The organism is Hyphomicrobium sp. 99 (assembly GCF_000384335.2).
Lineage (GTDB): Bacteria > Pseudomonadota > Alphaproteobacteria > Rhizobiales > Hyphomicrobiaceae > Hyphomicrobium_B.
This window is the reverse complement of the sequence record NZ_KQ031382.1, coordinates 1,350,757-1,363,079: the sequence shown is the minus strand read 5'-3', so window position 1 is coordinate 1,363,079 and position 12,323 is coordinate 1,350,757. Positions and strand designations below refer to the sequence as shown.

General features: G+C 59.4%; 11 protein-coding genes. 6 read left to right on the top strand and 5 right to left on the bottom strand.

Features of this window, described 5'->3' with window-relative positions; genetic code table 11:
• Nucleotides 1–9: 9 nt before the first annotated feature.
• From G359_RS06675 to G359_RS19620, 5 genes are all read right to left on the bottom strand, one after another.
• Nucleotides 10–1,023 (bottom strand): ABC transporter ATP-binding protein, encoded by a 1,014-nt coding sequence (locus tag G359_RS06675; RefSeq protein WP_045835487.1) that lies wholly within the window; start codon nucleotides 1,021–1,023, stop codon nucleotides 10–12.
• Nucleotides 1,024–1,029: 6 nt separating this feature from the next.
• Entirely contained in the window at nucleotides 1,030–2,193 is a 1,164-nt protein-coding gene (locus tag G359_RS06670) for an ABC transporter substrate-binding protein (protein WP_045835486.1), read from the bottom strand.
• Between the two features lie 727 nt (nucleotides 2,194–2,920).
• Entirely contained in the window at nucleotides 2,921–4,315 is a 1,395-nt protein-coding gene (locus G359_RS06660) for a cytosine permease (RefSeq protein WP_045835484.1), read from the bottom strand.
• A 9-nt stretch (nucleotides 4,316–4,324) separates the two neighbouring features.
• The gene (locus G359_RS06655; protein WP_045835483.1) at nucleotides 4,325–5,608 is read right to left on the bottom strand and encodes an MFS transporter; all 1,284 of its coding nucleotides are present in this window, start codon (nucleotides 5,606–5,608) and stop codon (nucleotides 4,325–4,327) included.
• 98 nt (nucleotides 5,609–5,706) lie between these two features.
• Entirely contained in the window at nucleotides 5,707–6,723 is a 1,017-nt protein-coding gene (locus G359_RS19620) for an Lrp/AsnC family transcriptional regulator (protein ID WP_082072839.1), read from the bottom strand.
• A 165-nt stretch (nucleotides 6,724–6,888) separates the two neighbouring features.
• Between G359_RS19620 and G359_RS06645 the strand changes: the two genes are divergently transcribed.
• The 6 genes from G359_RS06645 to G359_RS06625 all read left to right on the top strand — a co-directional run bounded on the left by G359_RS06645 (nucleotide 6,889) and on the right by G359_RS06625 (nucleotide 12,252).
• Nucleotides 6,889–7,965 (top strand): LLM class flavin-dependent oxidoreductase, encoded by a 1,077-nt coding sequence (locus G359_RS06645; protein WP_045835482.1) that lies wholly within the window; start codon nucleotides 6,889–6,891, stop codon nucleotides 7,963–7,965.
• Complete coding sequence (locus tag G359_RS06640; protein WP_045835481.1) at nucleotides 7,962–9,653, top strand: amidohydrolase; 1,692 nt, start codon at nucleotides 7,962–7,964, stop codon at nucleotides 9,651–9,653. The genes G359_RS06645 and G359_RS06640 overlap by 4 nt, the downstream gene beginning before the upstream one ends.
• A gap of 10 nt (nucleotides 9,654–9,663) precedes the next feature.
• A complete protein-coding gene (locus tag G359_RS06635; protein ID WP_197077540.1) occupies nucleotides 9,664–10,170 on the top strand; it encodes a flavin reductase family protein in 507 nt (168 codons plus the stop codon).
• Nucleotides 10,167–10,466: an EthD family reductase gene (locus G359_RS06630; protein WP_045835479.1), complete on the top strand. Its 300-nt coding sequence runs from the start codon at nucleotides 10,167–10,169 to the stop codon at nucleotides 10,464–10,466. The genes G359_RS06635 and G359_RS06630 overlap by 4 nt, the downstream gene beginning before the upstream one ends.
• A gap of 44 nt (nucleotides 10,467–10,510) precedes the next feature.
• On the top strand, nucleotides 10,511–10,666 hold the full coding sequence (locus tag G359_RS20370) for a hypothetical protein (protein WP_156150691.1): 156 nt from the start codon (nucleotides 10,511–10,513) through the stop codon (nucleotides 10,664–10,666).
• 80 nt (nucleotides 10,667–10,746) lie between these two features.
• On the top strand, nucleotides 10,747–12,252 hold the full coding sequence (locus G359_RS06625) for an aldehyde dehydrogenase family protein (RefSeq protein WP_045835478.1): 1,506 nt from the start codon (nucleotides 10,747–10,749) through the stop codon (nucleotides 12,250–12,252).
• Nucleotides 12,253–12,323: the final 71 nt, after the last annotated feature.

The window sequence follows — 12,323 nt, the reverse complement described above, 5'->3', positions numbered from 1 at the left end:
TCTCTGCCGTCATGAGAGCGGAAAGTAGGTTGCGTCGGCGCTCTTCCAGCCGATCTTGACCATGTGATCGGGGCCAACTGCGGGAGCTATCGGGCTATCGAAGAAAAGACTGCCGCGATCCGTATCCGCGTGAATTCGATAGGTGCCGCCGAGATACTCGATCGATGTAACGCGTGCGGTCACGACGTTTTCGGCGCCGGCTCCGTTGACCAGCCCGAGGCTCGTGGGGCGGATGAACAACCGGCCGACCGGCGCGTTTTCGCCATCCGCCGTTGAGCCGCCAAGAATCGGCGGGAGTTGTAGCGAGCAGGACTCGCCGACGAATGTGTAGACAAATTCGCTCGCAGGCTTTTCGAAGATTTCGATCGGCGGACCGATCTGCTCGATCTTGCCCTTGTTCATGACGGCGATGCGGTCAGAGAGTGCCATCGCTTCGCTCTGATCGTGCGTCACGAAAACTGCCGTATATCCCAGTTCGTCGTGGAGACGGCGGATCTCAGTCCGAAGTTCGAGTTTGAGCTTCAGATCGAGCGCGCTCATCGGCTCGTCGAACAGCAAGATGCTTGGCTCGACGACCATCGCGCGCGCCAGCGCCACACGTTGGCGCTGGCCTCCCGACATCTCGGCCGGATAGCGTTCGCTGAAGCCACCCATCCGGACGACATCGAGAATGCGCTTCACGCGGGGCGCGATATCGCCCGAGGCGACGCCACGCATCTTCAACCCGTAGGCAACGTTTTCCGCCACGGTGAGGTGAGGAAACAGAGCCCCGGATTGAAAGACGGTGGCGGTGTCGCGCTTGTAGCTCGGCAGGTGGTCGACCCTGCGCCCCATAATCTCAATGGTGCCGCCGTCAGGACGATCCATTCCGCCTATGAGACGGAGTGTGGTCGTCTTTCCGCAGCCGCTCGGACCGAGGAGCGTAAGGAACTCCCCTTTCTCGACAGAGAGATCAATCTCATCGACGGCGGCGTGACTTCCATAACGCCTGACGACACGTTCCAACCGAAGGGCGCAAACCATCCCGTCTTAGCCCTTCGAGGTCTTCAGCACTGCTTGCTGGAAGCGTTCGCCCATCGCGTCGAAGTTCGGCAACAGCCGCTCCAGGCCCTGCATTGTCATCAAGCGCACGTTTTTCACCAGGTCTTCGTTCGTAACAGGATAGTTGTTCCAGAAGGCCGGAACTTTGACGTCCTTACGCGACATCACCGACATCTGCACTTGGATGAAGCGATCTTGCGTCTCTTTTTCAAGCAAATAACCAAGGAAGGCGTCAGCCAACGTATCGTGCTGCGTGCCCTTAACCTTGATGTACCAGTCGCCATACGCGACCGTGCCGTCAGCCGGGATGCCGGTCTTGTAGGTCGGGCCGCCGTTTTGCATGAGACCCAAGGCATCGGCCGAATAGATCTCCGCAAACGACGCCTGCTCCTGCAGCATGAGGAACGAGAGCTCCGCGCCATCCTTATAGTACTTGGCGGGGCGCAGCCGCTCGACCGCATCGAAGATGGGATCGGACGCCATGCCGGGCTTCCAGTCGTAGAAGGCGTTGAAATCAACCTTCGCACCCCAGAGCGCCGAGATCGCGATCAACCACCAGTAGGCGCCGGCGTCGAGCGCGAGCTTGCCTTCGAGGTCCTTGTCCCACATCGTCGACCAGCTGAGCGGCTTGTCGGCAGTGAGCGCCGTGTTCATCATCGGGAGCAGGAAGCCGAGACCCAACGGCACGCCGTAGTCGCGAGCGGCTTCCGGCCGTGCGGTGAGGTAGAACGGTTGCAGCTCGGAAAGCTGAGGAAGCTTGGAGCGGTCGGTCTTCGCGTAGAGACCTTCGGCGAGCGCGCCGAGCGTGGTGTATTCTTCAGAGATGGTGATATCGAACGGAGGCTTGCCTGCTGGCGCGGCCTTCATCTGCGCAACCATCTGATCCCAGCCGCCGACCAGCGAGACCTTCGTGCCGTACTTCTCGTTGAAGGGGTCTGAGATAGCGGTTTTAAACGAGTCCAGGTACCCACCGGACCAAGCGCACACCGTCAACTCTTCGCCTTTGAACGCGTCCTTGGCATCAAGCGCGTAAGCGCGGCCGATAATTGCGGGCATGGGCAGGAGTGCTGCGCCAGCGATCACGCTACCAGTCTGCAAAAGCTGGCGGCGAGACAGAGTGTTCTTATTGGTCTTGCCTTCACCGTCATTCATTTCAGAAACTCCCGATGGATGATGCTGCTGATTGTGCGGATGCGAAGTGCGTCTGCGGGCAGGTGTTTCGCCCAAATGCAATGGCCATCGAAACGTCGCCGAGCTTCGTCAGGTGAGGACGGGCGCCGTGCCAAAAGCTGTTCATGCGGAGGCACGAGGACTGGTTATCGATGGAAAGAAGAAACGGAAGGCCCACGGGGACGGCTTTCGAAAAAGCCCCTGACGGTCCGATTGCCCATTCGGCATTCCAAGAATGCATCCTGCCCCCGCAGCGTGTGACCGCTGTTGAATATCGTTCAACACGTCTTTGCGCCATCCCAAATGCCCGCATTCCGCTGTTCGTCCCGACTTGAATGAATGCCCAAATTCGAGGCTGTTTGCGCACCACTTGAGCGGTTGCAAACCGGAATGCGTAGTGATGACGGCTTGTGCGACCGTATTTCGCAAATTGATGTAAGTCAACGACCCCCTTTCGTCCTATCTGCCTTTCTTTTTTTACAGTGCGCGAAAGGGCACCGTCGTGGCCCTGCGGAACTTCGCGGACATCTTGAGTGCGATTACGCTCAATCGTCTCTCGGAATATTGCGCAATAATGAGATCGCTTCGTGCGCGCTTGATTGGTAGGCCCGGGGGCAACGCGGCCGCGGATTTGCGTTACGGAAGTTACACGGAGCGGCGCCCGCCGAACTGATCAGCCTGCCCACGGTCCGCAATCCAAATTCCAGATTTACCTGTAGTCGCCTTTGCGAAAGCGCATGACGACGAGACGCGTAACAGCGACGAAAACAATTCCGGCGACGAGCGCAGCGGGCAATGATGCCGTGGTGTACTCGTAGGGCCATCGGCTTTCGTACGAGACCGGATTCAAGAGATAAAGATAGGTTGCAAATCCCGCGACCATCGCCAGTAGCGCCGCGGGATTGAAGCCGCCCCAAAAGTGGTAAGGCGTATCGGGGCCGTCTTCGTATATCCCGCGCACGTTTATCCTATTCCGGCGCAGTAGGAACGTGTCGGCGATCTGGATCGCGCACAATGGTGCGAAGAAGACGCCGATGAAGGCCAGAAACGTGCCGAAATTCGAGAAGAACTCTTCCGGAATGAAAATACCGACGGCTGCCACGGGCACGATTGAAAAGAGGATGAGCGTGCTCCAACGCGCATCTCCGAGGGCTGGCACGCGCCTCAAGCCCATGGCTGTCGAATAGACGCCCGCGAGCGATGGCCCAAGGTTCGCCGCCATGATGAGCAGTAGCGCAATAAGGCCATAGAGCGGTCCGCCCAGAGACACGAGCCAAGCTGTCGGATCCGGAACCTGGAGAACCAGCATCGCCGCAAGTCCGACGATGCTCAGCAAGGGCAGCGACAGTCCCATCGCCAGCATAGACGGCAGAACTGAACTCGACGGCGATGGGGCTTCACGGACGATCGTGCCGAAGTAAGCCCAGAAGCCAAGCAGCGAAACGATGCTGATCTCGACTCCCGTCACGTAGTTCCAGGAGAGGCTACTCGATGCCATCGAGGGCTTCGCAACGGCGAGTGCGTCCGCCTGCGAGGAGAGCAGCTGATAGAGCATCCAGGTTCCGATGCCGATGACGACAAAGAAAAGCAGGTTCGAGGCGGCCTCGAGTCCTTTCAAGCCGCGAAGCAGCACCAGATAAACGACAGCGCAGGTGATCGCCGATACGACGCGCACGATCGTCAGCGATGTTTCGGGCTCTGCCATTCCCAAGGTGATCATCGCTTGAGCAACGGCTTTTCCGAAGAATACGAGAAGCAGTGCATTCCATCCGATGATCGACGCGTATTGCAGGAAGACCGTAATGAGCCAACCGCGGTTGCCGAACTGGGGCTTCGACGCCGCGATGGAATCGATGCCGTATTTCGTCGAAATCGGCACGACCGCGAGCGTCAACATCAGCATGCCAATCATCGATCCCGCGATCAATGCTGCGACGCCCATTTTGAAATCGAGATAGAAGGCGACGTATTGGCCTATGAGATAGGACCAGTTCCCGCAGGCGGTGACGAGCAGAACGACGGTCAGCTGCTTAGTCGTCCACGTCCGGTCTTTACCCGTCAGCGGCCAACCGGATTCGGTTACGCCATCCTGCGTCGAACTCATCTTCCCCCCTTACGATTTCTTCGCGGTGTTCTTCATTCCGAAGTCCATCGAGAGAACGAGTACGCTACCGGCCAGCATGAAGACGGCCAAGAGCGCAATAGCATATTGCGAAGACGCGCCATGCTGCTTGGCGAAGCCGACCAGATACGGTCCAAAAAATCCACTGCTGTTTGCAACGGAGTTGATGAGAGCTATGCCGGCCGCGGCTGCGGGACCGCTCAAGATCGCCGCCGGCACGGTCCAGAAGACGGGGAAAATCGATAGAGTGCATGCGGATGCTATCGTCAGCAGGACGAGCAGCAGTATGGGGGACGAAACGAACACGCACAGTGCAAAAGCTGCGGCCGCAACGAATCCCGGGATCGCGATGTGCCAGATACGCTCGCCTGTGCGATCCGAATGGCGGCCCCAAGCCCACATGAATAGCGCTGAAATTGCATAGGGCACGGCCACGACCAATCCGGTCTCTTTATTGGTCAACGACATGCTCTTGACGATTTGCGGCAACCAGAAGCCGAGCCCATAAAGCCCGATGCCAGTCCCGAAGCAGGATAGGGCGAGGATAAGCACGCGCCGGTCTGTCAGGGCTCCACGAATGGAGTGACTGTGACTCGGCACATTCTCTTTGCGATCGGCTGCGAGCCGCGCAAGAAGCGCATCGCGCTCTTCGTCAGTCAGCCATTTTGCCTTCGCCGGTGTATCAGGCAGTACGAAAAAGCAGATCAAGCCAAGCGTGATCGCGGGCAGCGCTTCTAGAATGAACAGCCATTGCCAGCCCCGGAATCCCAGCGCGCCGTCCCACGCGTCAAGGATCCAACCGGACAGCGGTGACCCGACGATCGTGGATATCGGTACGGCCATCATGAAAATGGAAACGGTTCGGGCGCGTTCCGCAGCTGGAACCCAATTGGTGAGATAGTAGATGACGCCGGGGAAAAACCCGGCTTCGGCGGCGCCCAATATAAAGCGCAGAACTGCGAGACCGTTGACGCCGGTGACGAACGCGGTTCCTGCCGACAGCAGCCCCCATGTGATCATGATCCGCGCCAACCAGATGCGCGCGCCAACCCGCGACATGACGATGTTGCTCGGCACCTCGAAGAGGCAATAGCCGAGGAAAAACACGCCGGCGACAAATCCGAAGGCCTCGGCCTGGATCGATAGATCCGCATTCATCTGCAGTGCCGCGAAGCTGATATTTACGCGGTCGAGGTAAGCGGAGAAATAGCCCGCGATCAGAAGGGGCAAAATGCGATACTGCACTTTGGCAAGCGCACGGGAGAGCGGCGACATTAACGAGATTCCGTGATTGGGATTAGGGGGAAGGACCGCGCGGCTCGGGTCGCTTTACAGCGATTGCCCGGGCTGAAGGGGAAGGGCCGTGGAACGCCTCAGTTTCCTACTCCCAGACTCCGATCTGGAGCCGCTTCATCGCGGATCGCCGCGAGGCGCTTGTAGTAGAGATCGCTGTAGATCGACACTTCAAGTCTACCCACCCCCGGAAGCGAGCGCACGTTTTGGTCGATCACGTCGAGGAGTTCGCGGTCGTTCTGACAGATGAACTCCGTCAGGATGTCGTAGCGCCCGGCGCAGATGGCGATGTAGGTCGTGTTGGCCAGTCGCGCCAATGAGTCCGCCACCTCCTTCACGCGATGACCGGCCGCCACGTTAATCCCGACCCAGGCCATGGAACGATATTGAAGGCTCATCGGATTGATCAATGCGATGACGCTGACGGTGCCAGTATCGGACAGATTCTTGAAGCGCAGGCGCACCTGACCTTCGGAGACGCCGAGCTCGTCTGCGACTTGTAAGAACGGCTTGCGGCCATCCTCACTCAACGAGCGGATGATGCGAACGTCCATCGCATCGATTTCGCGCGGGCGCACGCCCGTTTCGATGCCGGCCTTGTTCTGCGCTGCCGCGAAGTGAGCGAGCTGATAGTGCAAACTGAGGTACGGCATGGCTTCGATGCTCTGAATGCCGTCGATTTTGCCGACTTCGTTCTCGATCGTTGCCTGCAGCGCGGCTCGATCGCGGCATAGGACTTCAGCGAAGAGCGAATAGTGGGAGGGCGAGACGACGACATAGTCGACCGCGGGAATTTTCTGCAGCTCGCGTGCAATCTCGCTCGCGGGGCGGTCCGGACGGTTCGTCATGCAGAGCAGCGCAGACGCGCCGTAGCCGAGCACTGTCGGGTCCGTCACCGCAGTTATCATCATTACGCGCTGCTCGACGAGATCGAGCACACGTGTGCGCGCCGTCTTTTCGGTCACTCCCACTTCGCGCGCGATCCGGGAGAACGGCATGCGTCCGTCCGCCTGAAGCAGCGAAACAATTTTCCGATCGAGATCGTCGAGCGATGCGACGAGCCGAAGATAGTCCGGCGTCGTCATAGTTCCTTTCATTCAATCCTCCCCAAACCGGCACCGCGCGGCGTTCCACGAAGAAGCCCGAAGCCGGCAACGGATCAAGCCCGTAATGCGTTTCCCAGCCTTGACACAAAAGTTGATACGAATTACAGTATTATCTCATCAGATTTCGACGAATTACGGTACAAGGAGTGGCCGTCTGTGAAAGTAGGCATCTTGCAGGAAGGCGAGGTAATGCCGGGCGTGAGTTATGCCCAGCGCTACCGGGAGATGATCGAAGAGGTTGCTCTGGCGGACAAGCTGGGGTTCTCGACCTGGGGAACTTCGGAACAACATTTCAGCCCTCCCCGGTTTACAGTCTCCGCGCCCGAGGTGCTTTATTCCGCAATCTCGCAGCACACGAAGCGCATCAAACTCCGCATTATGTGCTCGGTCTTGCTGAAATGGAATCATCCAATTCTCGTGGCCGAACGTCTGGCGACGCTTAACATCGTTTCCAATGGCCGAGCGGAAATCGGCACGGCTCGCTCCAACAATCTCACCACATTGGGGGCCTTCGGCGTGAAGCCGACAGAGACGGTCGAGCAATGGAACGATTCCATGGAGGTGCTGGCTAAGATCTTCGCCAGCGACCAGCTCGAGCATGACGGCCCGGTTTGGAAAATTCCGCAGAGAACGATTGTCCCGTCGTTCGACAAGGATACACATCCTCCCGTTTCCGTTGCGGCCTCTAGCATCAAGACTCACGCCGCGGCTGGCGAGATGCAGATCGGTGCAATGTGCTTCGAAAACTACTTCGGGTTCGACTACCTGCAGCAGTGCATCGACGCCTACCGCGACGCTTATCCCCGCGGCAAGAACCTCATGCCTAACCCTAATGAGTACATGGGGCTTTACGTTGCCACTTCATTCTGCGCGAAGACGCGCGAGGAAGCGGTTCGCGTGGCGCGCGATGTTACGCTCGGGTATTTCAAATTCATTCTCGATCTCTATGTGCCGCTGTCGCGTAACCCGAGTTACGAATATCTCGAGCGGATCCAGCTCCTGGAAGCCAACGAGACCAATCTCGACTTCCTATTGAGCGAGACCGCGTCCGTGCTCGTCGGTTCGCCTGCGGACTTCATCGAGCGCCTGCGCAAGCTCGAAGCCATGGGTATCGACGAGGTTCTTCTGCGCATCGACGGCGTGCCTCACGAAGAAATCATGAAGAGCATCCATCTGATCGGAACTGAGGTCATTCCCGCCGTCGACCGCGATTACAAGGTTGCAGCAGAATGACAGACAGCGCTCCCGAACCCGCCGATCTCATCGTTCTCAGCCGCCGCGTCATCACGATGGACCCGGAGACGGATCCGCGGATAGAAGCCATCGCGGTCCGGGGGAAGCGCATTTTGCGCCTCCTCCGTCGAGAGGAGATCGCTTCTGTAACGAACGAAAAGACTCGCATCATCGATGTCGGCGACCGACCGGTCATGCCGGGTTTCGTCGATCCTCACGCCCATATCGAGGTCGCTTGCCGTTCGTCTTTCGGCGTCGTCGATTGCAGAGCGCCTGGATGCGGGACGATTGATGAAGTCGTCGCGGCGCTCTCGGCCAAAGCCGTCGAGACGCCTCCCGGCGAATGGGTTGTCGGTCAGGCCAATCTCTTTTTTGATCGCAAGCTCGCCGAGAAGCGCTTTCCGACGCGCTACGAACTCGATCGCGTGAGCAGCTCGCACCCGGTTGCGCTGCGCGCCGGCGGCCATCTCACCATTCTCAACTCGAAGGCGCTTGCGGTCTGCATGATCGACCGCAATTATTCGCCGCCTCCGTATTCCATCACGGGGCTTCCGAGTGTCGAGCGCGACGAGTCTGGTGAGCCGACCGGCATCGTAAAGGAGATGGACAATCTGCTGCCGTTCTCGGCCATGGATCACGAGCAGCTCGCGGCCGCGTTGCAGACCGGCATTCCGAGGCTCTTCACACAGTTCGGCGTCACCACGATCGGAGAAATCTCCGAGACGGTCGACGGATTGCAGATCATGAACGATATGGCGGCTCGCGATGAGCTGCCGGTATCGGTCCGGACTTATATTTGGGCGCCGGGAACGCTTTCGCTCGAAGCGGCGTGCAACTGGAAGAAAAGCATTTCGGTCACGGCATCCGACGATCTCTTCCGCATTCAAGGCGTGAAGCTGTTCGCAGACGGCGGTTTCTCCGCCAAGAGTGCGGCCGTCAAAAATCCATATCTGGTGTGCGGTTGTCGCGGCGGCCATACGTTCCGTGGCGAGGTTGCGCTGGACAAGGACTTTGCCCGCCGCGCGATCCAACTGACGCAAAACGCGGGTCTGCAGCTGGCCGTTCACGCCAACGGCGACCGCGCCCAGGAATGGGTGTGCGATACCGTTCTCGAAATGGGTGGCGCGCCGACGGGGCGTGTGCGCACGCGCATCGAACATGCGGGCAACCTGATGCCTTCGGAAGTCACGGCGGACAAGTGGGCCGCGGCTGGCATCATTCCCGTTCCGCAGCCGGTATTCCTCTATACGTTCGGCGAGTACTTCCCCGATTATCTCGGCGATTACGGCAAGCTCGGACGTTTCTCGTTTGCTACGCTCATGAAGCAAGGCTGGCGTTTGTCGGGCAGCTCGGACGTTTGGGTTGGCTCTGAAAGCGGCGCAACGAACCCGCTCTTCGGCGTTTGGTGCTGCCTCAAACGGCAAACGTATTCCGGCGCTACGCTTGACGCTGACGAGGCCATCACTCTCGATCAGGCATTACGGCTGCACACGCTCGACGCTGCGGCCGTGCTCGGCGAAGACGACGTTCGTGGTAGCCTCGCTCCGGGCAAGTTTGCCGATTTGATCGTGCTCGATCGCGACCCCCATGCTGTTGGCGTCGACGACCTGCCGAATATCAAAGTCGATCACGTGTTCAAGAACGGCAAGCAGATCTGGAACCGAAATGGCAGTGATGCTGCAAACTGACGGGCGGACAATGGATCGCCCGCGATCGGCCGACCCCGGCGCGTTTCGCTCGGCAATGGGCGATATGCCGGGCGCCGTTACGGTCATCACTTCGTGGGGATCCGACGGCGCTCCATCCGGCGCGACGCTTTCGGCGGTCGTTTCGCTGTCTCTCGACCCACCGCAGATGTTGGCGTGCTTCGATCATGCATCGAACACGCTCGGCGCCATCCAGTCTCACGGCCGATTTCTGGTACACGTCCTGGCCCACGGCCAGCAGCACATCGCGATGAAGTTCTCCGGCAAATCTCCCGATAAGTTCAGCGATGTGGCCTGGGACGCCGGGATTTCTGGCTTGCCCAAAATCGAGGGCTGTGTCGTCGCCGTTGCGTGCGAGGTCGATAAAATCATCGAGTCCGGCGACCACAAGATCGTCATCGGCCGTGTGCTCGAAGTCGATCGCGAGAGCGCGCTAAATCCCATTGTCTACGCTCGCCGGAAAATGCTGCCATTCGAAAACGACGGAGCAAGCCCATGATACGCCTCACAGTGATTTACGGTGTGCCGGCCGACGCGGCAAAGTTCGACGCGTACTACAGGGATGTGCACGCCCCGCTCGCCGCCAAGATGCCTCATCTCAAAAACTTCACCTATAGCCGCGGCCCGGTCGCGAGCAGCGATCCCGCGAAGCCGGTGCATCTGGTCGCCTATCTCGATTACGCCTCGCAGGCAGATCTCGAGGCGTCACTCGCGTCCGACGAAGGCAAGGCGGCGGTGGCCGACGTGGCAAACTTCGCCGATGGCGGAGCGACGATCCTGACGGCCGAGATCTGATCTTTCGAAACCGTGGCAGACACACAAAAATAGGGAAACTCGAGATGCGTGGTTTCGATCCTGAACTCGAACGGCGCATTCGCGCTTTCGAAGACACCGGCGCGGAAGATGTGAGCTTCACATTCTGGGATTGGCTCGCGCTCGTTGTGCTCGGGATCATATTTCCCGCCGGTCTTCTGATCTGGGGATGGCCTTGGTGACACCATCACCGGCAATCGCTTTCTTTCAATGAGCAGCGGATCGCGCCCGCTTGCCCTCAACCAGCGTAGGTGAAACACCAATGTCGATAGCGGAAACCGCGGAAGTGAAATCAGCCTCGAAGCAAACGACCGATTTTCTGTCTGCTCAGCATAAGCTGGTCATCGGCGGAACCGAGGCCCTCAGCGCGACAGGCGAGACCTTTCAAACGTTTGATCCGGCGTTCGGCAAGGTGCTGGCATCCGTTCAGCATGCGAAGCAGGCGGATGTCGATGCGGCCGTTGCCTCGGCGCGAGCGGCGCAGCTGGTCTGGCAGGAAATCGCGCCGAGCGAACGCGCGGCTCTCTTGATGCGGTTCGCGGATCTGATCGAACGCGATACCGCGTGGATTTCGGAAGTCGAAAGCCTGGATTCCGGAAAGCCCAAGTTGCACATCGCAGCAGTCGATATTCCGCTGGCTGTCGGCGCGCTTCGCTATAATGCCGGCTGGTGCACGAAACTTGCGGGGGAAACTATTCCCGTCAACGCACCGGACATGCACGTCTATACGCGCCGCGAACCGGTCGGCGTGGTCGCTGCGATCGTGCCGTGGAATTTCCCGCTCTGCCAAGCTTGCTTCAAGATCGCACCGGCGCTCGCTGCGGGCTGCACCGTCATCTTGAAACCCGCCGAGCAGACGCCGCTTTCGGCTCTCATTCTCGGACGTCTCGCGCTCGAGGCCGGCATTCCTCCCGGCGTTCTCAACGTTCTGACTGGTGAAGGCGCGACGACCGGCCAGGCTCTTGTCGAGCATCCGGGGGTCGCCAAGATCTCGTTCACCGGCTCGGAGGAGGTGGGCAAGCATATCGCGCGCAGTGCTTCCAAAACGCTGAAGCATGTGTCGCTGGAACTTGGCGGGAAAAATCCGAACATCATCTTTGCCGATTGCGATGTCGACGCCGCTGCTTCCGTCGCGGCAGGCGCGATCTTCTTCTACAGCGGGCAGGTCTGCTCTGCGGGCTCGCGTCTCATGGTCGATGCGGCCGTCTACGACCGTGTCGTCGACCGCGTCGTGTCGGAAGCGAAGCAACTGAAGCTCGGCCACGGTCTCAACGCCGACACGACGATGGGCCCGCTGATTTCCGAAGACCAGCTCGCGCGGGTCAACGGCTTCGTAGAACAGTCGCGCAAGGGCGGCATCGAGGTTGCCATCGGCGGACAGCGCGGCAAAGGCGATCTCGCATCCGGTTCATTCTATGAGCCGACCGTGCTCTGCGGTGCGGACGATAGCGCCAGCGTCGTCAAGGAAGAGATCTTCGGGCCGGTTCTCACGATCCAGAAATTCAATTCTCTCGACGATCTCGTGCCGCGCGCGAACAACAGCAACTTCGGGCTCGCAGCCGGTATCTGGACTCGCGACATAGCCAAGGCGCACGCAGCCGCAGCGGCGATCCAGGCGGGCACCATTTGGATCAATACCTATAACCAGTTCGACGCGGCCGTGGGCTGGGGCGGCTTCAAGCAGTCGGGTTATGGGAAAGACAACGGACGCGAGGGCCTCGACAAGTATCTTCAGACGAAGACCGTCTGGGTCAATTACGGCTCGTAATACTTCCAAAGATTCGATAGACGGCCCGCCAGAAGGCTGTTCTTAAATCGGGCGCGTTCGGATATCGGGAT